Source organism: Nocardia concava NBRC 100430 (assembly GCF_000308815.1).
Classification (GTDB): Bacteria; Actinomycetota; Actinomycetes; order Mycobacteriales; family Mycobacteriaceae; genus Nocardia; species Nocardia concava.
In genome coordinates, this window is sequence record NZ_BAFX01000017.1 from 145,296 (window position 1) to 169,731 (window position 24,436).

General features: G+C 65.5%; 20 protein-coding genes, 1 tRNA gene and 1 pseudogene. 13 read left to right on the plus strand and 9 right to left on the minus strand.

Translation table 11 applies throughout. The annotated features are described in order from the left end of the window. Positions 1 to 5 precede the first annotated feature (5 nt). From acpM to aceE, 4 genes are all read right to left on the minus strand, one after another. A complete protein-coding gene (gene acpM, locus ON43_RS05055; protein WP_040804021.1) occupies positions 6 to 311 on the minus strand; it encodes a meromycolate extension acyl carrier protein AcpM in 306 nt (101 codons plus the stop codon). Positions 312 to 407: 96 nt separating this feature from the next. After that, the gene (locus ON43_RS05060) at positions 408 to 1,322 is read right to left on the minus strand and encodes an ACP S-malonyltransferase (protein WP_040804023.1); all 915 of its coding nucleotides are present in this window, start codon (positions 1,320 to 1,322) and stop codon (positions 408 to 410) included. Positions 1,323 to 1,450: 128 nt separating this feature from the next. Beyond that, entirely contained in the window at positions 1,451 to 2,752 is a 1,302-nt protein-coding gene (locus tag ON43_RS05065) for a PucR family transcriptional regulator (RefSeq protein WP_444543735.1), read from the minus strand. Between the two features lie 45 nt (positions 2,753 to 2,797). Beyond that, positions 2,798 to 5,665, minus strand: a complete 2,868-nt coding sequence (gene aceE, locus ON43_RS05070; RefSeq protein ID WP_174416449.1) for a pyruvate dehydrogenase (acetyl-transferring), homodimeric type — start codon at positions 5,663 to 5,665, stop codon at positions 2,798 to 2,800. Between the two features lie 217 nt (positions 5,666 to 5,882). Here aceE and ON43_RS05075 point away from each other — a divergent pair, with 217 nt between their 5' ends. The 7 genes and pseudogenes from ON43_RS05075 (at position 5,883) to ON43_RS44620 (ending at position 11,886) form a co-directional block, all read left to right on the plus strand. Then, the gene (locus ON43_RS05075) at positions 5,883 to 6,440 is read left to right on the plus strand and encodes an Rv2240c family protein (protein ID WP_040804030.1); all 558 of its coding nucleotides are present in this window, start codon (positions 5,883 to 5,885) and stop codon (positions 6,438 to 6,440) included. 137 nt (positions 6,441 to 6,577) lie between these two features. Continuing rightward, positions 6,578 to 7,000 (plus strand): DUF3052 domain-containing protein, encoded by a 423-nt coding sequence (locus ON43_RS05080; protein ID WP_040804132.1) that lies wholly within the window; start codon positions 6,578 to 6,580, stop codon positions 6,998 to 7,000. 171 nt (positions 7,001 to 7,171) lie between these two features. Further along, entirely contained in the window at positions 7,172 to 7,636 is a 465-nt protein-coding gene (locus ON43_RS05085; RefSeq protein WP_040804134.1) for a peroxiredoxin, read from the plus strand. 65 nt (positions 7,637 to 7,701) lie between these two features. After that, a tRNA-Val gene (locus ON43_RS05090) sits at positions 7,702 to 7,773 on the plus strand. A 353-nt stretch (positions 7,774 to 8,126) separates the two neighbouring features. Continuing rightward, positions 8,127 to 8,450 carry a GNAT family N-acetyltransferase gene (locus ON43_RS46055; protein ID WP_245568475.1) on the plus strand — a complete coding sequence of 108 codons (324 nt, stop codon included), beginning with the start codon at positions 8,127 to 8,129 and terminating at the stop codon, positions 8,448 to 8,450. Positions 8,451 to 8,623: 173 nt separating this feature from the next. Then, positions 8,624 to 8,719, plus strand: a pseudogene (locus ON43_RS47375) (hypothetical protein); the annotation flags it as partial. A 698-nt stretch (positions 8,720 to 9,417) separates the two neighbouring features. Continuing rightward, positions 9,418 to 11,886: an NB-ARC domain-containing protein gene (locus tag ON43_RS44620; protein WP_157513904.1), complete on the plus strand. Its 2,469-nt coding sequence runs from the start codon at positions 9,418 to 9,420 to the stop codon at positions 11,884 to 11,886. A gap of 211 nt (positions 11,887 to 12,097) precedes the next feature. Here the strand turns inward: ON43_RS44620 and ON43_RS05105 are convergent, their stop codons facing one another. After that, a complete protein-coding gene (locus ON43_RS05105) occupies positions 12,098 to 14,854 on the minus strand; it encodes an AAA family ATPase (RefSeq protein WP_083913166.1) in 2,757 nt (918 codons plus the stop codon). Between the two features lie 354 nt (positions 14,855 to 15,208). Between ON43_RS05105 and ON43_RS05110 the strand changes: the two genes are divergently transcribed. Further along, complete coding sequence (locus ON43_RS05110) at positions 15,209 to 15,736, plus strand: LppU/SCO3897 family protein (RefSeq protein WP_051177911.1); 528 nt, start codon at positions 15,209 to 15,211, stop codon at positions 15,734 to 15,736. Positions 15,737 to 15,742: 6 nt separating this feature from the next. Here the strand turns inward: ON43_RS05110 and ON43_RS05115 are convergent, their stop codons facing one another. Continuing rightward, entirely contained in the window at positions 15,743 to 16,345 is a 603-nt protein-coding gene (locus tag ON43_RS05115) for a GTP-binding protein (protein ID WP_040804037.1), read from the minus strand. Positions 16,346 to 16,477: 132 nt separating this feature from the next. Here ON43_RS05115 and ON43_RS05120 point away from each other — a divergent pair, with 132 nt between their 5' ends. Together ON43_RS05120 and ON43_RS05125 are read left to right on the plus strand one after the other, a co-directional pair. Beyond that, positions 16,478 to 16,924, plus strand: a complete 447-nt coding sequence (locus tag ON43_RS05120; RefSeq protein ID WP_444543734.1) for a Zn-ribbon domain-containing OB-fold protein — start codon at positions 16,478 to 16,480, stop codon at positions 16,922 to 16,924. Continuing rightward, the gene (locus ON43_RS05125; RefSeq protein ID WP_040804041.1) at positions 16,917 to 18,110 is read left to right on the plus strand and encodes a lipid-transfer protein; all 1,194 of its coding nucleotides are present in this window, start codon (positions 16,917 to 16,919) and stop codon (positions 18,108 to 18,110) included. The genes ON43_RS05120 and ON43_RS05125 overlap by 8 nt, the downstream gene beginning before the upstream one ends. 22 nt (positions 18,111 to 18,132) lie before the next feature. Here ON43_RS05125 and ON43_RS05130 read toward each other — a convergent pair whose 3' ends face one another. Together ON43_RS05130 and ON43_RS05135 are read right to left on the minus strand one after the other, a co-directional pair. Next, positions 18,133 to 19,581, minus strand: a complete 1,449-nt coding sequence (locus tag ON43_RS05130; protein WP_051177912.1) for an amidase — start codon at positions 19,579 to 19,581, stop codon at positions 18,133 to 18,135. Positions 19,582 to 19,695: 114 nt separating this feature from the next. Further along, entirely contained in the window at positions 19,696 to 20,271 is a 576-nt protein-coding gene (locus ON43_RS05135; protein WP_040804043.1) for a hypothetical protein, read from the minus strand. A 267-nt stretch (positions 20,272 to 20,538) separates the two neighbouring features. Here ON43_RS05135 and ON43_RS05140 point away from each other — a divergent pair, with 267 nt between their 5' ends. After that, the gene (locus tag ON43_RS05140; protein ID WP_157513905.1) at positions 20,539 to 20,790 is read left to right on the plus strand and encodes a hypothetical protein; all 252 of its coding nucleotides are present in this window, start codon (positions 20,539 to 20,541) and stop codon (positions 20,788 to 20,790) included. Positions 20,791 to 21,068: 278 nt separating this feature from the next. On the opposite strand, the gene ON43_RS05145 is transcribed toward ON43_RS05140, so the two are convergent. Then, entirely contained in the window at positions 21,069 to 22,160 is a 1,092-nt protein-coding gene (locus ON43_RS05145) for a GAF domain-containing protein (RefSeq protein WP_051177913.1), read from the minus strand. 29 nt (positions 22,161 to 22,189) lie between these two features. Between ON43_RS05145 and ON43_RS05150 the strand changes: the two genes are divergently transcribed. Further along, complete coding sequence (locus tag ON43_RS05150; protein WP_040804046.1) at positions 22,190 to 22,810, plus strand: GNAT family N-acetyltransferase; 621 nt, start codon at positions 22,190 to 22,192, stop codon at positions 22,808 to 22,810. 114 nt (positions 22,811 to 22,924) lie between these two features. After that, positions 22,925 to 24,388, plus strand: a complete 1,464-nt coding sequence (locus ON43_RS05155; RefSeq protein ID WP_040804144.1) for a glyceraldehyde-3-phosphate dehydrogenase — start codon at positions 22,925 to 22,927, stop codon at positions 24,386 to 24,388. Positions 24,389 to 24,436 lie beyond the last annotated feature (48 nt).

Sequence of the window (24,436 nt, forward strand, 5' to 3'; positions counted from 1 at the left end):
GGGTCCTACTCGCCCTCGGCGCCGAACTTGGACTTCAGCTCGGCGGCCGCGTCAGCGTTCTCCGCCTCGAGCTTCTGGATGTACGCCACCGCGTCACCGACGGTCTTCAGGCTCGCCAGGTCCTCGTCCGGGATCTTGACGCCGTACTTGTCCTCGGTCTGAACGGCGATCTCGACCATCGACAGCGAGTCGATGTCCAGGTCGTCGACGAAGGACTTCTCGATGGTGACCTCGGACGGCTCGATGCCGGTCACCTCTTCGATGATCTTACCGAGCTCTTCGACGATCTGTTCCTGGGTCAGAGCGGCCACTGTGGTGGCTCCTTATCTTCTGTGAGGGGTGGGGATTTTCGTTGTTTGCGACCCGATTGCTCCATCGCCGTTGATGAGAGCGGGCCGCGAGCCAAGCTAGCTGGTTGCGGCCAGCTCGGCGAGCGCGGGGAGATCCGCCGGGGTCTTCAGCGCCAGATTCGGGATGCCCTTGAGCTCCCGCTTGGCGATGCCGACCAGGGTGCCCGCCGGCGGCAACTCTGCCACCGCGGAAACCCCTGCGGTACGGATCGTTTCGGTGCACAGGTCCCAGCGCACGGGGCGGGTGACCTGAGCAGCGAGCTTGTCGATCGCGTCCTGTCCGGAGCCGACCGGCTGCCCGTCGAAGTTCGACAGCAGGGTCCGGGTCGGCTCGTTGGGAGCGATCTTGGCGATGGCCTCCGCGACCGCGTCCTGGGCGGGTGCCATGAACGCGGTGTGGAAGGCGCCGGCGACCGGCAGAGCACGGACGCGAGCCTTTTCGGGCGGGTTCGCGGCAAGGGCTTCGAGCGCCTCGAGCTTACCCGCTGCCACGATCTGACCCACCGCGTTGCGGTTGGCCGGAACGAGGCCCAGTTCCTCGAGACGAGCGAGCACCACCGCTTCGTCACCACCGAGCACCGCGGACATTCCGGTCGGCTCGAGGGCGCAAGCTTTGGCCATTTCCGCTCCGCGGATGGCGGCCAGGGCCACCGCGTCATCGGCGGAGAGGACTCCGGCGACGGCAGCGGCGGCGAATTCGCCGACCGAGTGTCCGGCGACGATGGTATCCGCGGGAAGCGATTCCTGCGGGATTTCAGCAAAGGCAAGCAGAGCGGCCGCGACGACGAGCGGCTGGGTGACAGCCGTGTCCACGATCTCTTCCGCGGTCGCAGTCGTACCCAAACGCAGCAGGTCCAGCCCCGAGGCCTTCGACCACAGCGCGATGCGATCCGCGGCGCCGGGAAGTTCGAGCCAAGGGGTGAGCATGCCGGGTGTCTGAGAGCCCTGTCCAGGGGCGAGCAATGCGATCACGGGATTAAGAAAACACTGTGGCCGCGCTCTCACGAGATGTCGGCGCGAATGAAGCTTGCTTTGGTCTTTTGTGAGGAGTCCACAAAAGACCAAGTGGGTTGTCCGGATCGCCCCATCCGCGAATCTCGTTACACCCCCTCGTTGGGGTCTGTGACGGGAGTCACATCAGTGGCAGGAGTGGGTGATTCGTTACGAGTTCGAGTCAGCCTGCCTACTGTGGCGGCGATACGTAACACGTAGGCATCGCGCGGATTCATGGGATCCCGGCCCGTGATGTCGCCGATTCGCTTGAGCCGATAGCGCACCGTATTTGGATGAACGAACAGCTGGCGGGCACAGGTCTCGACGGCTCCACCGCAATCCAGGTACGCATCCAGCGTGTCCGAGAGATCGGCGCTGGCGGCGGCCAACGGTAGCACGAGGTGCTCGTTCAGGGCGTCTATCGCCGCGCGGTCACCCAGCAGGGCGCGTTCGGGCAGCAGTTCGGAGGCGTGCACCGGGCGCGGCGCGCCACGCCAGCCCACCACGGCCTCCATACCGGCCATGGCCTCGACCGAGCTGACGTGCGCGGCGGACAGCGTGCGCATGGTCGGGCCGATCACCACCGGGCCCTCGGAGAAGGCCTCGGCGAGCAGATCGGAGAGGAACTGGGACGGATACATCGGGTCCCCGAGATGTCCGCTGACTACCATGACGAGCCGCGAACCCTGCACCACCGCGAGCGCGTTCCGGTTGTGCCGGGCCGCGACACTATGTACGGAACTGACAACGGCCACCTGATCCTTGGGGGGAGTGCCCACAAGGACGGTCGCGGGGGCGGTGGCATCCCAATTGAGCGTGGCGGCGCGCGAGAGCATCTCGGGGCCGGTGTCGCCGCGCACCACGGCGTCGACGACCAGGGCCTCCAATCGGGTGTCCCACGCGCCACGCGATTCGGCGGCCGAGGCGTACACCGAGGCGGCGGCGAAACCGAGCTCGCGCCCGTAGCGCAGCACCGCCTCGGTGAGGGCCACCAGCTGACGGTCGTTGCGCGCCAAGGCCGGTAGCCACTGCTCGAAGAACTCCATGGCCACCCGGACCATGTCGACGGTCTGGCGCAGCGTGAGCCGCCGCGCCAGATCGTCCGGAATCACTTGGAAGGCATCGAGACTGAACCGGATGTCGGATTCCGGGTCCTGCAGCCATTCCAGGAAGTTCACCACCGCCGTCTGCACCAGCATCTGGACCCCGGCGCGCTGGGCGGCGTCCAGATTGGCGAAGAACGGCAACCGATCCTGCATCGAGGCCACGGCCTCGGTCGACAGGCGACCGGAGAACTGCTTGACCCGTTTCAGGAGGGTGTCCGGAAGCGGGTCGCGCGTCTGCCGATTCGGGGAGAGCGCGCCGGTCGGGAGATAGACCTCGTGGGAGGAGGTGCCCTCTTCGTTGATCCGGCGCGGCCTCGGCGGTTTACGTTCCACGGTACTTATGTTCGGTTATGCGTCGCCGCCTTCGGTACCGGGTGCGGCCTTCGGCGCGGCGTTCACATCGTCGATGGCGTAGCGGCGGGCCGCCTCGGCGACCGTCGCGGGTGCGATCTTGCCCTGGGTGGCGAGACCCTGCAGGGCCGCTACCACGATGGACGCGGCATCGACATTGAAGACGCGGCGCGCGGCCGGACGCGTATCGGAGAAACCGAAACCGTCCGTGCCCAGGGTGATGTACTCGCCCGGGACCCACTGGCGGATCTGGTCCGGTACCGCGCGCATCCAGTCGGAGGCGGCGACGAACGGGCCCTGGGCCTTCGACAGCACCTGGGTGATGTAGGGCTGGCCCGGATCCTGGTCGGGGTGGCGAAGTTTCGCGATCTCCTTGGCCAGGGCCTCCTTGCGGAGCTCACCCCACGAGGTCACCGAGTAGACGTCGGCCTGGACATTCCATTCGCTCGCCAGCATCTCCTGGGCGCGCAGGCCGTCGGGCATGGTGACGCCCGAGACCAGGATGTTCGCGCGCAGCTCGCCCGCGGCGCCGGGGTTGTAGAGATAGATGCCCTTGAGCAGACCCTGAATGTCCAGGTTCTCCGGCTCGGCCGGCTGTACATACGGCTCGTTGTAGAGGGTGATGTAGTAGAAGATGTCCTCGCCGCCGAATTCGTGGTGCACCGAATGCGATTCGGGATCGGTGCCCGGCAGCGCCTCCTGATAACCCTGTGCCACGCCGCCGCCGTACATGCGGCGCATGCCGTCGCGCACGATGTGGGCGATCTCGAAGGAGAAGGCCGGATCGTAGGGGACGCACGCCGGGTTGGTGGACGCCAGCAGCAGTGAGTGACCGTCGTTGTGCTGCAGGCCCTCACCGGTCAGCGTGGTTCGCCCGGCGGTAGCGCCGAGGACGAAGCCGCGGGCCATCTGGTCGGCCGCCGCCCACAGGCCGTCGCCCGTGCGCTGGAAACCGAACATCGAATAGAAGATGTAGAGCGGGATCATCGGCTCGCCGTGGGTGGCGTAGGAGGTGCCGACCGCGGTGAAGCTCGAGGTGGAACCGGCCTCGTTGATGCCCTCGTGCAGGATCTGGCCGACGCTCGACTCTTTGTAGGCAAGCATCAAATCCGCGTCGACCGAGGTGTACAACTGGCCGTTGCGGTTGTAGATCTTCAACGACGGGAACCACGAGTCCATACCGAAGGTGCGGGCCTCGTCGGGGATGATCGGGACGATGCGCTTGCCGATCTCCTTGTCGCGCAACAGCTCCTTCATCAGGCGCACGAACGCCATGGTGGTGGCCACGTGCTGCTTGCCCGAACCCTTGCGGACGCTGCGGTAGGCCTCGTCGCCGGGGAGTTGCAGCGGCTTTGCCATCGTGCGGCGCTCGGGCGCGAAACCGCCCAGCTGCTGACGGCGGTTCATCATGTACTGGATCTCGGGCGCGTCCGGGCCGGGGTGGTAGTACGGCGGCAGATACGGATTCGCCTCGAGCTCGGCGTCGGTGATCGGAATGCGTTGCAGATCGCGGAACGCCTTCAGATCGTCGAGGGTCATCTTCTTCATCTGGTGCGTGGCGTTGCGGGCCTCGAAGTGCTTGCCCAGGCCGTAGCCCTTGATGGTCTTGGCGAGGATGACCGTCGGCTGGCCCTTGTGCGCCATGGCCGCGGCGTAGGCGGCGTAGATCTTGCGGTAGTCGTGGCCGCCGCGCTTGAGGTTCCAGACCTGCGAATCGGACAGACCCTTGACGAGTTCCTTGGTGCGCGGGTCCCTTCCGAAGAAGTGCTCGCGGACGTACGCGCCGTCATTGGCCTTGTAGGTCTGGTAGTCGCCGTCGGGGGTGGTGTTCATCAGGTTCACCAGCGCGCCGTCGCGATCGGCCTGCAGCAGGGCGTCCCACTCGCGGCCCCACACCACCTTGATGACGTTCCAGCCGGCGCCGCGGAAGAACGACTCCAGCTCCTGGATGATCTTGCCGTTGCCGCGGACCGGGCCGTCGAGGCGCTGCAGGTTGCAGTTGATGACGAAGGTCAGGTTGTCCAGGCCCTCGTTGGCGGCCACCTGGATCAGGCCGCGCGATTCCGGCTCGTCCATCTCGCCGTCGCCGAGGAACGCCCAGACGTGCTGGTCCGAGGTGTCCTTGATGCCGCGGTCGTGCAGGTAGTGGTTGAAGCGGGCCTGGTAGATGGCATTCATCGGGCCCAGACCCATGGAGACCGTGGGGAATTCCCAGAAGTCGGGCATCAGGCGCGGGTGCGGGTAGGACGAGAGGCCGTGGCCCGGGCCGCCGTGGCTGTACTCCTGGCGGAAGCCGTCCAGCTGGTCGGTGCTGAGGCGGCCCTCCAGGAACGCGCGGGCGTAGATGCCCGGCGAGGCGTGGCCCTGGATGAAGATCTGGTCGCCGCCGCCGATGTGGTCCTTGCCGCGGAAGAAGTGGTTGAAGCCGACCTCGTAGAGCGCCGCGGAGGACGCGTAGGTCGAAATGTGGCCGCCCACACCGATTCCCGGGCGCTGGGCGCGGTGCACCATGATCGCGGCGTTCCAGCGGATGTAGGCGCGGAAGCGGCGCTCCACCTCTTCGTCGCCGGGGAACCAGGGCTCGTTCTCGGTGGGGATGGTGTTGACGTAGTCGGTGGAGGTCAGCGCGGGGATCGCGACGTGGCGTTCGCCGGCGCGCTCGAGTAGGCGCAGCATGAGATAGCGGGCGCGGCCGGGGCCTTCGCGGGTGAGCATCTCGTCGAAGGAGTCGAGCCATTCACTGGTTTCCTCCGGATCGATGTCCGGCAGGTATGACGCCACCCCCTCGCGAATCACTCGAACCCGGCCTCCCGCCGGGGATTTGCGTGCCGATCCATTAGCGGAATTCGACGAAGCCGGGTGCATCAAGTCGGTCAAGACGTTTGCTCCTCGTACACATGGGGTGGGACATCTGGTGTGGCGTCAATACCCCGGATATCCGCCGGTCGGCGGCATACCCGTAACGATTGGTCTGGGGCGCATCTCACATCCTTGCCGATGATGCGGCCCAGGTCATCATGTCAGCCGGAAATCCAGTACGGTTGCGCAGGGAACCGCCGGGCTGTGATCGGGGAGGAACCAAGTGAAGCTGCTGAACCCGCGGGGGTTCGGGTTGGTGTGCGCATCCGCGGCCGTGGCGGCGGGACTGGTTCTAGCCGGATGCTCGAACACCGTCGAGGGTACCCCGACGGTGAATCAGGCCGAGGTGACCTCGTACAAGGCGGCTGCGGCGACCTCGGCGGCGGCCGCCAGCTCGGCCAAGGCCGCGGCGGCGGTCGCGAAAGCCACTGCGGACAACTGTGATCCGTTCCGCAAATCGGCGGGGAACGCGGTCGACCGGTACAACGAGTTCGTGGACGCGCACGACGCCAGCGCGGCCGACCAGCTGACCAAGCGGGACGCGGCGGCCACCGCGCTCGAGGACGCGGCCAAGGGCGTCGAGACCCAGCTGACGGCCACCGGTGCGGCGCTGCCGGCCGATCTCGCGGGCAAGTTCACCGATTACGTGACCGCGGCGCGCGCGTTGGCCGCGGAGATTCGCAAGCTGTCCTCCGGGGCGTCGGTGGCGCCGCTGAACGACGCGAGCAAGAAGGTCAACGATGCTCTGACGGCGGTTCGCAACGCGTGTCCGGCCAAGTGAAACCGGCCTGTCCGTCGGTTCCCACCGGTCTCACATACGACATTTAGGGTGCGATTTCGGCCGATCGGCTTGCGCTGGGGGCTTTTACCATGTTCGCTTGCAACTACCTATTGTCTGGAGTTGAGGAGGACACCACCGTGGTCGCCGCGGCGGACGCGCAGAACTACGCTCAGAAGCTTGGCATTTCACACGACATGGTGGTTCAGGAACTGGGCTGGGACGAAGACACCGATGATGCGCTTCGAGCCTCCGTCGAAGAGGCCACCGGTTCCGAGTTGCTCGACGAAGACACCGATGAGGTCGTCGACGTCGTGCTGCTGTGGTGGCGGGACGGAGACGGCGATCTAGTCGACGAGCTGATGGATGTCATCACTCCTCTCGCCGACGACGGTGTGGTCTGGGTACTGACTCCCAAGACCGGACAGCCCGGCCACGTGGACCCCAGTGAGATCGCCGAATCGGCCACCCCCGCGGGCCTCACCTCGACCACCCCGGTCTCCCTGGGTTCCTGGACAGGCACCAAACTCACTCAGCCCAAGACGCCCTCCAAGCAGCGCTGAGGCCCTCCACTAGGGTTTCAGTCAGCCGAGACGACTTCGGTGGTTTCCCCGTGTCTCCACCGCGAGTCGCTCGGCATTGGGTCGGCTGTGCCCGGCCCGCTGCACCGGGAAAAGGCCGGCGCCGCCGAGATCCGGCGGGCGCCGCGCCAGAACGAGGATGGAGGGGACGCTATGCCGCTCGAGGTCGGTACGGTCGCACCGGACTTCACGCTGAAGGACCAGAACAACCAGGAAGTCACCCTGTCGAGCTTCCGCGGCGAGAAGAACGTCCTGCTCGTCTTCTACCCCCTCGCCTTCACCGGCATCTGCCAAGGCGAACTCTGCAAGGTCCGAGACGAACTCCCCAAGTTCCAGAACGACAACGCCGAAATCCTCGCCATCTCCGTAGGCCCGCCCCCCACCCACAAAATCTGGGCCGCCGAACAGGGCTACACCTTCCCCCTCCTCTCCGACTTCTGGCCCCACGGCGCAGTAGCCCAAACTTACGGCGTCTTCAACGAGAAATCCGGCTACCCCAACCGCGGCACCTTCGTCATCGACAAGGACGGCATCATCCGTTTCGCCGAGATGAACGGCCCCGGCGAGCCCCGTGACCAGCAAGCTTGGGAAAAAGCGTTGGCCACACTAGATTCATAACCCGTCGCGTTCGAACCCTCGGGGTCCGAACGCAACAACCGACCCCGGCACCAGCCGGCCGGTCCGGGCGTATAGCTCAGTGGTAGAGCTCTGGTTTTACACACCAGCGGTCGGGGGTTCGAAACCCTCTGCGCCCACTCATGGAGGCAGGTCATGCTTGCCGGTGCGGGAAATGGTGGGGCGGATTCGTGGTCGAGAATATGGACTCGGTCCGCAAAACCATTCGCCGCGGACAACCCTTCGATATGCCGATCGCCGCGTACACGCTTGCGCGGTCCTTCGATGAAGATCCGCAAGTACGGTGGTTCCATCCACAGCCGCGTTCGCGACGGAGGCGGCTCCGCATCTCGTTCGAGAGTTCCTATCAGGCTGCCTACCGCCTCAGCGACGGGGTCGATCTCGCCGTCGACGAGGCGCAGCGGATCGTGGGCAGCGCCCTGTGGCTCGCGACTCCCCACCTGCGGCCCCGCCTATCGCTGACGCTGGACGAGTGGCTCACAATGCGGCGGATCTACGGATCGCGCACCCGCCTGGCGACAACCGGAACCCGCCAGATCTGGATTCCCATGTCCAGGAACCACACTGGCACCTCCTCGCCATCGGAACCGCCCCGGAAGTCCGCGGCCACGGCTACGGCGAAGCCCTCCTCCTCTCCGGCCTCGCCCGCTGCCAATCCGACCGCCTACCCGCCCACTTGGAAACCTCGAACCCCGAAAACATCCCGTACTACGAGCGATTCGGCTTCGAGCTAACCGCCACAGTCGACCCGCCCGGCGGCTGGCCCCGCAACTGGCTCATGCGCTACAACCCGTAGGCATCCGCATCTTGACGGTGCACACACCGGATCATCGGCGATTTCGTCGGTGATGCCGGTTATCGTGGGCGCATGGCTACTCCCGTGCCGCTTCCGCATCCTCCGCAGATTCCCGCTGCGGATCCCGAGGCGCTACGGTTAGCTCTACCTGCCGCGTTGCGCGCGAGGAGTTCGACGCCGAGTGGGTACTGGCACTGGATCGTGCGAAGCAGCCACATTCCCTGCGGGAGATCCACGACCTGTTGAACCAAGGCAGCGCACCGCTGTGATGGAGATCCGAGCCCCTGGTTCGCACCAGCGGCTGCTGGAGAAGGCCGCGCGGATCGAAAGCGCAACTGGTCGTACCACAGCCGTCTCGATTGAGGACATGCCTGCGTTGATTCAGCAGCGTCTGCAAGCTGGCTGAGACTCGCCGCCGATCGAAACACCGCGCGGGTCAAACGGAATCCAATAGCGCGTCTGAAGGGGATCGAGAGGCTCTGACCTCGAGACCAGGCAGGAAGCGATCGTATTGAGGGGCTGTTGTCCACGCTTGAGCCCCTGTGCATGGGCGCATCGTGGTGGTGCAGCCGGAAATGTCGAGTCGGCGCACAGCCCGATCGATGACGTCGGCCGGACTACGGATATCGCCGGGCATGACGGCTGTTCTTCTAGCGACAACGGGTTATCCCACGTCAGCCGTCGACCGAACCCCGGAAGGCCCACGCATCTGCTTTTTCCTAATTAGCCGGTCGAGATCGGACTCCTGGCGGTCATCCGGTGAAAAGCTCACCCGCCCAGCATGATTGGCGGCGACTCTGGCTTAAGTGTGATAGAAATCGTATCGAGGCTTGACAGCTTTGCGGCGCGAGGGGGAGCGATCAGGAGTACCACCGCGTGGGCGTCAGTATCGGCTACCGATCAACGTTTCTGAACGCACCGGCCCTAGACAGTGAAACCCAAGACATCAGCTATTTGGAGCTTACGCGTGATTCAACAGACCATCATCAGTCAAGTGCGAATGAGTCGCGCTAGACTCTACGTCCTCATCGACGGTTTTGAGCATGACATGCGAAAAATTATCGACAAGGCGTTGCTGGTGGATAAGACAGAGGAAGACCTTCTAACTGCTGGCGAGCTTGAGGAGGCGGTCAAACGGAAAGAGCGAGATGAAAATGGCGACGATGTAAGTCTCGTGCACTACATGGATTTAAGGGCCACATACGACCTCCTTCTCCGGAATCGTGACGAATTGCCACACGCTCTTACTTCGGAGCTGACAAGGAATGCCCCGCATATCCAGCATCTGGTGCCTATCAGGCATCGAGTTATGCATGGACGACCGCTTAATGCCGATGATGCGGCTCAGGCGATTTCTATTCTGGATGAGTACAAGACGCGTCATTGGGCTAGCACCAAAGAGACCTTGGCACGTCTGCGAAAGGATCCGACCTGGGAGCCCTTCTTTGAGAAGCTCCCCGTGCCCGACGAGCGAACGTTGCATAACCTTCCAGAGGTCGACTACGATGAGACATCGTTCATCGGTCGGAAGGAAGAAGCGGATAAGCTGCTCTCTGACCTGAAGCGTCGGCGTGATGCTGTCATAACCGTGACTGGTGAAGGCGGAATCGGCAAGACCGCCTTGGCATTGGATGTAGCGTACAAGCTGCTCGACAGCGCAGATAACCCGTATGAAGCTATTCTGTGGGTATCTCTTAAGACGGAACGTCTCACTGCCAACGGTGTCGAGGAGATTAGAAATGCCATTCAGGGCATCCCGGAGTCAATTGTTGAGCTAGGTAAGACGATAGACGGTGAATTCTCTGGCAGGCTTGAGGAGCTAGCCTTCGCTCTGGATGGCATCAGTTCACTGATTATCATCGATAATCTAGAATCTGTTCGTGGTGACGAAGTAGTCGAAATGTATGATAAACTTCCGACGAACGTGAACTATCTTTTCACCAGTAGGGTGGGAATTGGTCAGATAGAACGCCGATTTGCCCTTCCGCCGCTTGGTGAACGGGAGTCCGTACTGCTCTTGAGGAAATTTGCTTCAGCTCGTGGCCAAAGGATTCTTCTCAGAATGTCTGAGAAGGAAATTAGAGATACCGTAGGGAAGCTTCGGTATAGCCCTCTTGCGATTCGATGGTACGTGCTCTCAGCAGAATCGGGGCGCGTTCCCTTGGATGTCATCTCGAACCAAAAGGAGTTGCTGGACTTCTGTGTTCGGAACGTTTATGAAGGCCTTGGGGATGAGTCTCATGTGGTATTGAATATTATCAGGGCTCTCGATCGAGCTATAGGATTTAATGAATTCTCCATCCTTACAAATTTCACTATTGACGTTCTGCGCAAGGCCACCCAGGAGCTGACGCGAGGATCGCTCGTGAGTATTGAAGCTGATCCTGAGGGTTCGACAGCGGGTCGGCTCGCGTTGACCGAGACTGCCCGTACTTTTCTGCCCATTCCTGACGGGCAGGGACTCTTTATTGCTGAAATTCTGCGGCGAGAGCATGAATTTAGAACAGCCGTACGGGCTGGCGTCGCGAGTCACGTTGACCGAATTGATACTAAGCGAGTTTTCGTTCAGGATGAAAAGGATCGCCCTGCCGCCTTTCTTCTAAGTAGAGCGCTGAAACTGGCAAAGTCTAGTCAATTCGATCGAGCGCATGAGGATATCAGGCGGGCTGAGGCGTTTTCGCCGGAATACTCTGAAGTGCATCGAGTTGCTGGCCATGTTTACTTGATGGAGGGCAGGATTGGAACGGCAGTCGAGAAGTTTCGTCACGCCTTGGACTACGTTCGCGACGATATTTCGACAGCAACAGCTTGCTTCGAGCTCGCCAATGTTTTGGCTCGTCAAATGCGAGATACTGAACTTGCTTTGCCGCAAGCGCGCCGAGCATATGATTTTCTTCCGAACGCTCAAACTGCGCTTCTGTTGGGACGGATTCTGACTTGGTCTGGCGATTTCGATGAAGGGCAGCGTTACGTGGAGGAAGCCTTGGAAGACGCTTCTGGTACCTTCAAAGCGATTGGATATACTGCACTCGTAGACAATTGGTCGCGCTGGTCTGATGCAGAGATAAAGGCAGCGAACTATCAGAGTGCCCTTGAGAAGTCGAGCGCCGGGATCCATATCGGCGTGAAGGTACTTCGAGAGTTTTCTCGTGATGAGAAGCTAGCAGCAGTGACGGCGGAATGTGCGATCCTTACCACTCGGGCGAGTAATAGTCTTGCTCGTAGGGGAAATCAAGATAATGAACTAGCTTTGAGGGTATTCACTGTGATCGGTAAATTTATCGATCGAAATATTTCTGTGCTTTCGTTTCACAAGAGAAGAATACTTCGTGATGCCATGTCCACAGCATGTGAGCTATCTAGTGCGGGAACTGAACTCTGGACAGCACAGACGCGGATAAGATCAACGCTTGAGCGGTCTCTCGGGGCGTCGTAGTCGGCGATTTGACCGCGCTGGACAGGCCCGGTCCCCCGGAGAGCGGTTCGGCCGCTGCGGACCGTCGGACCCCTCGCTCTCGGAATCGCTCGGGAGGTAATTAGGTGGCGGCTCTGGACGGGGGTCGTTATCGTGGTCGCCGCGACGCGGGGAATGCTCCTGGATCTATAGCTGGGGGCTGAGTTGAGTTCCCCGGCGTCGTCCAAACTTTTCAGCCCTCGGTGGGGGAGAGCTGGGCTTTGTCGAGGGCGGTCAGGCGGTGGGCTATGCCGGCTCGGCTGGTCAGGCCCAGTTTGCGGAGGATTCGGCTCAGGTGGTCTTCCACCGTGCGGGGGCTCAGGTAGAGGTGGGTGGCTATGTCCTTGTTGGACAGGCCCTTGGCTGCCAGTTCGGCTATCTGGTGTTCGCGATTGGTCAGAGTGGTTGGTGCGGTGGGGGGTTGGTGGCCTGCCAGGCGACGTTGGGTCGTGAGGGTTGAGCGGAGGAGTTCGGTGGCGCCGGCGGTGGTGAAGGCGGCGCGGGCGGTGGCTATTCGGGCGGTGGCCAGGGTGAAATCGCCTCGGTCGGCGGCGATTTGGGCGGCTAGCAGGATGGATTGGGCTCGGAACACGGGCATGTCGGCCTGGGCGTAGGCGTCGGCGGCCGAATTGGCCGCTTGGTCGGCGGTGGTGAGGTCGCCTCGGGCGCGGAGGTATCCGGCTCGGGCTCGGGCTGCGGCGGCCAGTTGGGAGGGGAAGGTTAGGCGTTCGGCTGCGTTTTCGGCCAGGGTCACGAGGTTTGCGGCGGTATTGAGGTCGCCCTGGTCGACGGCGATCAGGGCGGTGACGGAGAGTTCCGCCGCCTGCATCGGGTGGGGGCGGGGGGTCGGTTGGCGGAGGGGGACTTCGCCGTCGCTCAGGCGGGCGGAGATTTCCTGGAGGGCGGCCTCGACGACGGCACGCCACCACTGGACGGCGGGGAGAGGGAGGGCGTTGATGGTTTGCCACCATGCCATTACCTCGGCGCGGGGTGAAGTCTCCTCCAGGACACGGAGTTTGAGGGCTCCGGCCAGGGGGAGGATGCCTGGGTAGGCGTAGGTTTCGGCGGTTTCCGCGGCGTCTTCGGCGGCGGCCAAGGCCTCTTCGTAGCGGCCCAGTTTGGCCAGGGAGTAGGCGTGGACGGTGTGGAGTTCGGGGAGGATGAACGAGCGGCCCCGGGTCCGGGCTACGCGGATCGCTCGTTCGATGTGGGTCAGGCCGGTGCGTTGATCGTCAAGGAAGTAGGCCATCCAGCCGAGGGCGGCGATTGCATGGATGCCGTCGAGGAGTTCGGTGTCGGTGAGGCGGGTGAATTCTTGTTCCGCCGCGCGGTAATTCGCGATCGCGTCCTGGATTTCCATGGCGTTGAGCAGGCCCATGCTGAGCAGGGTGGTCGCTGCGGCGCGCAGGGCGGGGTCGCGGATGGCGGGGGATTCGAAGAGTTGGCGGACTCGGCGGCCGCCTTCGGTGTCGCGGTTGTCCTGGAGTTCGAGGATCGCCAATTCCAGGACTACCGGGCCGAATTCGTCGTCCGGGAGTTGATCGATGGTCTGGGACAGCAGGTTTCGGGCGCTGTCGACACGGCCGAGGATTCGTTCGCAGCGGGCGTAGAGCAAGGCTGCTTCGACCTGTTGGCGGACCGGGACACTCGACCCGTCGGGGAGCAGGGCCTCGAGGGTTTCGCGGGCGTGCTCGATCGATCCGCATAGCAGGAGGGCCCGGCCGAGGAGCAGCCGCGTGGGAATCAACTTGTGGGAGGCGGTATCCGGGGCGGACAGCAGTCCGGCGGTGATCCAGCGGACGCTGGCGCCGGGGTCGGTAGCGAGGGCATGTTCGGCGGCATCGAGGAGATCGATCGCGGCCGACTCGTCGCGGCCGAAGGCGTGTTCGAGGTGTCGGGCTCGGGTGAGAACCGGTGCGCCGGTTTGGCGGAGACGTTCGGCGGCCCGAGCGTGGGCGGCGGCTCGCCAGGCCTGGCCGGAGAGGCGGTAGGCGGCGGCGCGGATGAGGGGGTGGCGGAAATCCACGGCGCCGGAAGTGACGGTGAGCCAGCCGCGGCGGCTCAGGTCGTCGATCGCCGCGTCGAGGTCGGCGCGGGTGACTTCGGCGGTGGCACAGAGTAATTCCACGTCGGCGTCGGTTCCGCACACCGCGGCTGCCTGCGCGACGATGCGTTCGCGTTCGGGCAGGTGGGCCAGCTCGGCGCGGATGGTGCGATCCAACGCGGTGTGGTCGGCGGGGGCGGCGGCCGGATCGCCGTCCAGGAGGACCGCCTCGAAGTCAGCCGGGGCCAGGTCGGCCAGTAACTGCAGGTACAGCGGATTGCCGTGTGCCGCATCGATCAACCGGTCGCGTCGGCCCGCCGGAAGATCGGGTAGCAAAGACACAGCCTCGGTGGCGGACAGCGGCGGAACGACAACATGGCGGTAGCTCACCCCCGAGCCGTGCAGCGCGGGCCCGAGCACGTCGGGAAACTGCCCCTCGCGGTAGGCGAGCAGGATGCGGGCCGACGGCCGATTCCGGATGAGCAGCGCCAGCACCCGCAGCGACATGGTGTCGGCCCAGTGCACATCGTCGATGACCAGCAGGGTCGGCACTGAGCGGAGCTGAGTTGGCGCGGTGTCGAGCAGTCGCCGGATCATCCGCGCCAAGGTCCGCGGATCCCGATCACCGGGATCCGGATCCGCGCCGCCGAGCCCGTGCAGGACATCGGTAATGAGCGAACCAGGAACCGACCGGTCGAATTCGGCTCCCGCGACGGTCAGCGACCGCCACCCGTCCGATTCCATCGCACTCGCGAATTGCTCAGCGAGCCGCGATTTCCCGATGCCTGCGGGACCCTCGACCAGAAACACGCCGACGCCGCCCGGCGCATGGCATTCCGAATGCAGCGCGGCGAGTTCCTGGGCACGGCCGACGAATGGCGGGATCGGACACTCCCTTCCGGGCAAACGGTCAGGCCGTCAGACTAGAGGGCGCTGTCGGTGTGGCCGCCGCCGGTCTCGCGCCTGGCCGGAGCGAACGCGGATTCATGCCCAGCGGCAGGTAGTCCCGGGCCTCCGCTCGCCGCGATCAGGGCGGTCGCGGGTCGACGCACCCCGGTTGGTGGTGATCGGCATGCCGCTCCAGCGCGGTAGCTGAACCTGGTCGGCCATCGACAGCCGTGCGCGCCGGGCGCCGCGGCGGCTATCCCTGGTCGTGATCCCGTCCGGCCGCATCCGATCCCGTGGTTTCACGGATGCTCCGCGCGCTCCGGCCGGGTTGGGTTGTCCGGGTTCGATCGGTGGCTGACAAAGGAGACTTACATGCGTTCCATCTCTGCGAATTCGGTGCGGCTGGGGGCGGTCGCGCTGGCGATCGTGGCGGTGACGGGCTGTTCCGTGGTGCAGAAGGGGGCGGATGTGGTTAAGGACGCGGGGAAGTCGGATACCGGGCGGGCCAAGGTGGGGGACTGCATCAATGTGATCGAGGGGTCGATGTTCAATTCGAAGACCGAGCCGGTGGATTGTGCGTCGCCGAAGGCGGTGTACAAGGTGGCGAAGGTGTACGGCGCGAAGACCGAGTGCGCGGCCGATTACACCTCGTATGAGGAGACCATGAACGGGCAGTCGATGGCCTTTCTGTGCCTGGCGCCGAACTTCAAGCAGGGCGAGTGCTATCACGACGCCATGCTGACCGGCTACAAATACGCCGAATGCGGTACTGCCGACGCGAGTTTCATGGTGCTGTCGCGATTCGACGGCCAGTCCGACGAGAACCTGTGCGGTGGGGACACCGACAGTGTGATCACTCTGGCCGAGCCTCAGACGACGTTCTGCCTGAAGAAGCAGTAGTAGAGCTCAGTAGTCGAGGGCGTGTTCGGGTTGGCAGACGTCCAGGGGTGACGGCAGATAGCGGGCGATGGCGTCCAGGAGCGGGGCGATGTCGTCGCTGGTGGGCGGCGGGCTGCACAGTACGGGGACGATGTCGCCGATGCGGGTGAGGGAGCGGATTCGCTGGTGCGGCAGGTCGACCGGGTCGTGCAGCACCACGGGTGTCGCGCCGCGGGTGTCGGCGATGGTGCGCACGCAGCGCTCGAAGTCGGTGCCGGGCTGATCGAGTCCGATGATCAGGCAGAGGCGGGCGACCTGGTGGTCGTCGGCCACGCGCAGGGTTGTTTCCAGTCGAGGGGTGCGGGTGGCCGCGGCGTTCACGATCGCGATCACGCTGTCGGCCACCCGGATACAGCGTTCCAATGTCGCGATCGGGGCTCGGGAGGACAGCTCGGTGAGGCGGATCGTGTGGTCGGTCCCGTCTGCTGGCCAGTGGACAGTGGTCTGACCGCCGGACCGGTTGCTGCCGTAGCAGCGGAGCACGCGATCGACCACGCCGGTCGTCTCGGCCGGCTCACCGATCAGGGTGGTATTGCGGATCGACTGCGGGTCAATGGCTTTGGTGCCCATCGGATTGCGGTACTCCAGATCGCCTCGAGGAGGTGGTTGCATCCTCAACTCGGGTCAACCGTACTCGCGGCCGCGGATCCTGGGAGCGGAATTCGCCCCCAAAGTAGAACGTGTTCCTATACCGTCGGGGCTGTGCAGAAAGAACAACGCCCCGCTGTGGCCGACTGGTTCACCGCGGAGGACGGCGTCGCGCGGCTGAAGGGCAGCCGCTGCAAGGAATGCGGCACACCGTATTTCCCGAAGAACACGCTGGCCTGCCGCAATCCCCGCTGTGCCGGTCCCAAGGACGGCTCCGAGCTGGAGGAATACCTGTTTTCCACGCGTGGCCGGATCTGGTCGTACGCGGATGCCCGGTACAAGCCGCCCGCGCCCTACGTCTCGGCCGATCCGTTCGAGCCGTATGTCATTGCGGCCGTGGAGCTCGAGGTCGAGCAGCTGGTGATCCTCGGTCAGGTCGTGAAGGGCTTCACGGTCGACGATCTGGCCGTCGGCATGCCGGTGGAGCTGGCCGTCGGCACCCTCTACGAGGACGACGAGGCAGAGCACACGGTGTGGAAGTGGAGGCCGGTCAATGACTAACCGCGATATCGCCGTCCTCGGTGCGGGCATGCACCCGTGGGGCAAGTGGGGACGCAATTTCGTCGAATACGGCCTGGTCGCCGCCCGCGCCGCCCTGGCCGACGCCGGGGTGAGCCACCAGGATGTCGGCTACATCGCCGGCGCGGACACCATTCGAAACGGCTACCCGGGCTTCGTGTCCGGCGCCACCTTCGCCCAGGCGCTGGGCTGGTCGGGTGCGCGCATCTCGAGCAGCTACGCCGCGTGCGCTTCCGGCGCGCAGGCCATCGCGAACGCCCGCGCGCAGATCCTGGCCGGGCTGACCGATGTCGCCCTGGTGATCGGCGCGGACACCACGCCCAAGGGCTTCTTCCAGCCCGTCGGCGGCGAACGCCGCGACGACCCGGACTGGCTGCGCTTCCACCTGCTCGGCGCGACCAACCCCATCTATTTCGCGCTGTACGCCCGCCGCCGCATGGCCCTGCACGGCGCCACGCTCGACGATTTCGCCGCGGTCAAGGTGAAGAACGCCCGCCACGGCCTCAACAACCCGAATGCCCGCTACCGCAAGGAAGTCTCGGTCGAGGAGATCGCCGCCTCGGCCATCGTCTCGGATCCGCTGCGGCTGCTGGACATCTGCGCGACCAGCGACGGCGGCGCGGCACTGGTGTTGACGTCGATGGATTACGCACGCCGCCACGGCATCGCCGATCCGGTCCGCATCAGCGCGCTCTCCACGGTCACCCCGACCTTCCCGAAGACCGTGCTCGACCTGCCGGATTTCGCGACGGATTCCGCTGTGGCGGTGGAGCCCCCGGAGCACACCTTCCGTTCCGCCATCGCACACGCCGCGTACGAGGATGCGGGAATCGGACCCGAGGACCTATCCATGGCGGAGGTCTACGACCTGTCCACCGCCCTCGAACTCGACTGGTACGAGGACATCGGCCTCTGCGAGGTCGGCGGCGCGGAGCAGCTGTTGCGCAGTGGCGCAACGACATTGGGCGGCCGGATCCCGGTCAACCCCAGTGGCGGCCTGGCTTGCTTCGGCGAGGCGATCCCGGCGCAGGCCATCGCCCAGATCTGCGAGCTCACCTGGCAGCTGCGCGGTCAGGCCGACGGCCGCCAGGTGGAGAATGCCCGCGCGGGCATCGCGGTGAACCAGGGCCTGTTCGGCCACGGTTCGGCCACCATCGTCACCCGCTGAATCGCGACGGTCACCCGCTGAATCACGACAGCCGTGGGCGCGCGTGCGCCCACGGCTGTGCCGCCTCGATCTGCGCCGCGAGGCTGACGAGCGTCGGCTCGTCATGCGGACGGCCCACGAGCTGAACGCTGTAAGGCATTCCGGTGACATCGAATCCGGCGGGCACCGCGGCGGCCGGATTACCGCACACATTCCACACGATGGTGTACCCGGCGGCCCGCAAGCCGCGGGCCGACGCCTTGACGAAGCCGACATCATCGAGCTGGCCCAGCGGCCAAGCCGTGCTCGGCACCGTCGGGCACAGGACCACATCGACGGTGTCGAAGATGCCGAGAATCTTCGCCGACAGTCGTGCGGCGAGTGCTTCGGCCGCAGGCTCGATCACTCGATTGTTCGCCGGTCGGCCGAGTGCGGCCAGGGTCAGCGTCCGCCGATCCAGTCGTTCGCGGTGGTCGGCGCGCGCCGCCTCCTCCGCGACGCCCGCGGCCATCTGCGGACTGAAGGCCGCCGCGAGCTCGACGTAGTCCGGATCCTGTTCGATCACTTCGTGTCCGAGATCGGCGAGCAGATCGGCCATGCGGCGGACGGCGCTCGCGGTGGCCGCGTCCACGGACGTGGTGAATGCCGGCGGGGCCAGCGACAGCGCGATGCGTAGTCGGCCGGGTTCGCGAACGGCCGCCTCGGACAGGGTGATCGGCCACGGCTCGGCGGTGAACCGGTCCACACCCGGTGTCGTACCGGAGATGGCGTCGTAGATGAGGGCGCTGTCGCGCACCGATCGGGTCAGCGGGCCGAGCGTGCCCAGCGATTTCCACAGGTCGGAATTGGGCGCGGTGCTCACCCGCCCCCGTTGGGGTTTGAGCCCGAACAATCCGCACCAGGCCGAGGGCAGTCGGATGGAACCACCGCCGTCGCCACCGATTCCGGCGGGCACCATGCCCGAGGCCACCGCCGCCGCGGTGCCGCCCGACGATCCGGCCGTGGATTTCTCCGGATCCCAAGGATTACGCGTGTGCCCGTGGGTGATCGACTCGGTGAACGGGTAGATCCCGAACTCCGGCATGGCGGTCTTGCCGATAATGACCGCCCCGGCCTCCCGCAGCCGCGCGACCACCGCACTGTCGGCCTCGGCGACCCGATCGAAAGCGCCTGTCCCATAACCGGTCACCACGCCACGGACATGGTTCTCGTCCTTGATGGCGATCGGCACGCCGTGCAGCGGGCCCAGCTCCTCGCCCCGCGCCTGCCGCTCGTCGAGCGCCGCGGCCTCGGCCAGCGCCTCCTCGCGAAGCACCGCCACGAACGCACCCAGTCGCGGATCCAGCCGATCGATACGATCCAGGCAGTACGCGGTCAGCTCCCGCGCGGAAATCGCCCGCCCTGCAACCTTTTCCGCCATTCCGGCGACACCTTCGAAGGCCAGTTCAGGGCTCGACCCGCCGGTGGTCTCCGCCAGTTTCGAGGTGCTCATGCCCGATTCCGTCCTGCTCCGATCCCGCGCGCCGCGCCGGGCGCGGGATTCATGGGCAGTATCGCACTGACGTCTACGGGTGTGAACGTGCCGAGTTCACCCGGCGCTACCGAGTCAAGGCAGGACGTTCGGAATGAGTTGGGGCGCTTGCTCGCCCACCCAGGAGCCGATGAATGATCCGGCGTAGTAGCCGATGAACGTGCCCGCCACACCGCCGACGATCGCACCGGCAATCGTGCCGACGGGGCCCACGGCCGAGCCCAGGCCGCCCACGAGCACGGCTCCGGAAATGCCGCCGATGATCTGGCCCGCCGTCTGGCCGATATAGGTGCCGTTCTCCATCGGGCTCGCGATGGGTGCGGCCGCGGCGACCGGTGCCGCAGCCGGAATGGGCTGCGGAGCAACGGGTTCGATGAGTTCGACGACCGGGGCGGAGGTGGCCGCTTCCGGGGCGAAGGCGATCGGCGCTGCGGACCGGGCGGAAGCGATGGGCTGTGTGAGGGCGGCGGGCCGCTCGGTCACCTCGGCGGCGGTCGTGTCCACCGCGGGCGCGGCGATCGAGGCGGGCGCGGACTGGGCACTGGCCGTGCCGGTTCCAGCGATGCCGACCGCGGCGGGGACCACGACCGCCACCGGAATTCCACGCAGCAACCGGGAAGGCTTGCTCTCCGCGCGATGCCGTCCTGCCATGTCTGTCCGCCTCTCGAAGTTCCAGCGTGTCGTCACCACCCCATCGTCGGCGGTGCGTGCGCCACAACAGGTTTGTGACCGGCTTCGCAGCATGCCCGGACGGCTATGAGTAGCCGCCGGGCAACTTCTCGGCACCGTCCGACCTCGGCATTTCGGGAAACCAAACGGTCCAAAACCGCTATCTGACTCGCCTATATTTCATATGCTCTGGCGCGCGGGGTGGGCGAAACACCACCTTCCTCGCCGGATCGATTAGAGGACATCTTGATGAAAAGAACCATATTCGTGGGTATCGCGGCCTTCGCCGTGCTCGGCGCCGGTGGCGGAACGGCCGGGGCGCAGGGGATTCCCCTGCAGGACGTGGACATCTCTCCGGGCTCGGCCGCGGACCTCGGCAATGCCGTGGGCGCGGGCTCGGTGGACGCGGGCAGCGCGGCACTCATATTGGGCGGTGCGTTCGGCAGCGGCTACGCCGGCGGCGCGCTGGGCGAGATCCTCAGCAGCCTGTCCGCACACTAGGGCCGGGCCCGCTGAGATGCGCGCGCAGCCCCCTTCGCCGCGCGCGCATCTCACCAAGCCCGGCCCGAGTGCGGCGGGGTGGAGGCGGAACAGCGAAACCCGGGGATGCACATGCGAACAGAACTCATTCCCGCACAGGCGGTGTGAGTGGCATCCGGCGTCCGGTCGAAGACCGGTACCGGGAAAGATGGCCCACAGCCTAGCAGCGTGGTGTCGGCCGTGCGGGCCGGTTTCAAACCACGGGGCAGGTCGGTTTCAAATCACCGGGCGGGCCGGATTCACTTCAACGGATAGCGCGGATACTCCGGATCATCCAGCCCGGGATGCCCGGCGTCCGACGGCGGCACCGGGTCCGGCTCATCGGAGTACCCGGTGACATGGAACTGCGCGAGCAGCAACTGCGGCGAATCCGCGGGCGTCCGCATGAGCGATCCGGTGCAGTCCACGACCACCCAGCCACCGCCCTTGCGCCGCAAGCGAATTCCGGGCACGGTGACGACCTCCGTGCGCCCGGTGAAGATGCCCTCCGCCGCTTCGAAGATGCGCCTGACATCCTCGGGATGCGGTGTGTCGCGCTGATCGACCTGGCCCTTCCACTGCACATCGGTCATGGGATCGGTGATCCAGCGCAGCAGCCGCATCTTCGCGACATCGAGCATGGCCATGTGCACCGAGGTCATGCGCGGGATGGCGGCCAGCGCGGCGGCCTCCAGGCTCTCGGTGCGAATCCCTTCCGCCGCAGGGGTTTCGAACAGGATGCCGCGCCACAGGTGCGCGTTGGAGCCTGCCCCGGATGTCATCACCAGCCGGGCCGGGAGCCGCGCGCCGTAGGCGGCCATGGTGACCGCACCGTCCCAGTCCGCGTCCGGTCGTTGCGACAGCAGGGCTTCGAACAGCGAAAGCGCATCGTCAGGTTCGAGGAAGCGGAAGACCTCCGGGGCCGTGAGCCGGGTACGCGGCGTCCCGGCGGCCAGTGCGGGCGGGATATCGGCGATGCGGCGCTGGGCATCCCATTCGAATCCGAACGCGGACAATGGAGGAGTCGAAGGCGCGGACTCGATTGTGCCCAGCCACAGGTGAATTCCGTGCAGCGAACCATCCGGCCCGACCACCGGCAGCAGCCGCGCGTGGATTTCGCGGCCGGAACGCAGCGTCATCGACGTGGTGCGCGGTTCCGGCCGTCCGCGTAGCTCCTCGATCACCGTCCGCAGCCATCGCGCGGCATCGGCCCCGGGCGCCTTGCCCGCGCCGATGAGCTCGGTCACGGTGCGCTCGAACGATGTCCGCGCCCGCGGTTCACCACCCCGCGCGATGACGCTGACCCGGTCGGGCCCGAGCGTCTCGACCAGTGTCCACCCCTGTTTCGTCACCGGTGCCCCGCTCGCTGCCCTGAGGAAAGATGATCGTCGTGCACACTACCCGCGTCGCCACCCTCGCCGACCTGAACTCCTGTGCCACGGTGCTCGCGCAGGCTTTCGCCGACGATCCGCTCATGTCCACCATCTGGCCCGATCCGATCCGCCGAAAGGCCGCGCTGCCAGGCTATTTCGTGGCCTCGCTGCGGCACTTCCACCTGCCCGCCGGCGGTGTGCAGATCGCCACCGATCGCGATGATCGCATTTGCGCTGTCGCCGTGTGGGATCCGCCGGGCGCCTGGGATCAGCCGATCACCCGCACCCTGCGCGCGCTGCCCGACCTGCTGCCCGCGCTGCGCACGCGCATCGCGGCGGCCATCGCCGTCCGCCGGGCCCTCGACGAGCGGCATCCCCGCGAGCCGGAGCACTGGTATCTCGCCAATCTCGGCACCGCACCGACCCACCGCGGTCAGGGCTACGCGGCCGCGCTGCTCGCCGACCGCGCCGAGACCGCGCCCGACCGGGGTCAGTACCTGGTGTGCACGAAGCAGGAGAACGTCGCGTACTACGAGCGATTCGGCTTCGAAGTAACCGGGGAATTCCAGCTGCCGCTCGGAGCCCGCCCGACCATGTGGGCCATGTGGCGCGACCCGGCGGTCCGCTGAGCACCCATCCCGGACGCGACCTGGATCTCACATGCGGGTAGCCGGAGATTGTGATACCGAGCCGCTGGATAGCATCGTTCCACGTAGAGATCGAGGAAACCCCGAGGACGTGTGTTGACTACCGAACATCTTGACCGCTGGAACGCCCACGAGGCCGCGGCGGAGGCGATGATCCCGATCATCGGGAAGCTGTACCGGGACAAGGGGGTGACGATCCTGCTGCACAGCCGTTCGCTGGTGAACAAGTCGGTGATCAGCATCCTGCGGACCCACCGGTTCGCGCGGCAGATCGAGGGCGAGGAGCTCTCGATCGACGAGACCTTCCCGTTCCTCGAGGTGCTCAGCGCCCTGGACCTGGGCCCGAGCAAGATCGATCTGGGCCGCCTGGTCATGGCCTACCGCGCCGACCAGCGCGGACTGTCGGTGCCGGAGTTCACCGCCGACGTGCTGGCCGACATCATCGACGGCAACAAGGCCGAAGCGCAGGGGCCGCGCGATGTCGTGCTCTACGGCTTCGGCCGCATCGGCCGCCTGGTGGCCCGGCTGCTCATCGAGAAGGTCGGCTCGGGCAACGGCCTGAACCTGCGCGCGGTCGTGGTGCGCAAGGGCGGCGAGGAAGACCTGGTCAAGCGGGCCTCGCTGCTGCGGCGCGACTCGGTGCACGGGAAGTTCAACGGCACCATCAAGGTCGACGCCGAGAACTCCACGATCATCGCCAACGGCAACGTGATCAAGTTCATCTACAGCGACTCCCCGTCGGCGATCGACTACACCGAGTACGGCATCAACGACGCCATCCTGATCGACAACACCGGCAAGTGGCGCGACCGTGAGGGCCTCGAGAAGCACCTGCGTCCCGGCATCGCGAAGGTCGTGCTGACCGCGCCGGGCAAGGGCGATGTGCCGAACATCGTGCACGGCGTCAACCACCGCGAGCTGGATCTGACCCAGCAGATCTACTCCTGCGCCTCCTGCACCACCAATGCGATCGTGCCGCCGCTCAAGGCGATGGAGGATGAGTTCGGCATCGTGCGCGGGCATGTGGAGACGGTGCACTCGTTCACCAATGACCAGAACCTGCTGGACAACTACCACAAATCCGATCGCCGCGGCCGGTCCGCGCCGTTCAACCTGGTGCTCACCGAGACCGGCGCGCAGTCCGCGGTGAAGAAGGCCATGCCGGACTTCGCCGCCAAGATCACCGGCAGCTCGATTCGCGTTCCCACGCCGGATGTTTCGGTCGCGATCCTGAATCTGCAGCTGCGCCGCGAGACCACCAAGGAAGAGGTGCTCGAGTACCTGCGCGGCGTCTCGCTGTCGGGCCCGCTCAGTCGCAATCTGGATTTCACGGCCGCCACCGATGTGGTGTCCAGCGACTTCATCGGCTCGCGGGCGGCGTCGATCGTGGATGCCAATGCCACCATCGTCGATGGTGACACCGCGATCCTGTACCTGTGGTACGACAACGAGTTCGGTTACTCGTGCCAGGTGGTGCGGACCGTGCAGTACATCTCGGGCATCGAATACCCGACCTACCCGCAGCTGGGCGAGAACGCCCTCGTGGCGGTCGCGGGCTAGTCCCGAAGCGGCACAGGCGAATCGGGCCCGGGCAGAGCTTCTGCCCGG

Excerpts from the sequence above, each read along its gene's own strand:
- ON43_RS05135 (WP_040804043.1), bottom strand. The coding sequence starts at position 20,271 with ATGGCAGGACGGCATCGCGCGGAGAGCAAGCCTTCCCGGTTGCTGCGT.
- ON43_RS05130 (WP_051177912.1), bottom strand. The coding sequence starts at position 19,581 with ATGAGCACCTCGAAACTGGCGGAGACCACCGGCGGGTCGAGCCCTGAA.
- ON43_RS05150 (WP_040804046.1), top strand. The coding sequence starts at position 22,190 with ATGATCGTCGTGCACACTACCCGCGTCGCCACCCTCGCCGACCTGAAC.
- ON43_RS05140 (WP_157513905.1), top strand. The coding sequence starts at position 20,539 with ATGAAAAGAACCATATTCGTGGGTATCGCGGCCTTCGCCGTGCTCGGC.
- aceE (WP_174416449.1), bottom strand. The coding sequence starts at position 5,665 with ATGCACCCGGCTTCGTCGAATTCCGCTAATGGATCGGCACGCAAATCC.
- ON43_RS05110 (WP_051177911.1), top strand. The coding sequence starts at position 15,209 with ATGCGTTCCATCTCTGCGAATTCGGTGCGGCTGGGGGCGGTCGCGCTG.
- ON43_RS05085 (WP_040804134.1), top strand. The coding sequence starts at position 7,172 with ATGCCGCTCGAGGTCGGTACGGTCGCACCGGACTTCACGCTGAAGGAC.
- ON43_RS05115 (WP_040804037.1), bottom strand. The coding sequence starts at position 16,345 with ATGGGCACCAAAGCCATTGACCCGCAGTCGATCCGCAATACCACCCTG.
- ON43_RS05125 (WP_040804041.1), top strand. The coding sequence starts at position 16,917 with ATGACTAACCGCGATATCGCCGTCCTCGGTGCGGGCATGCACCCGTGG.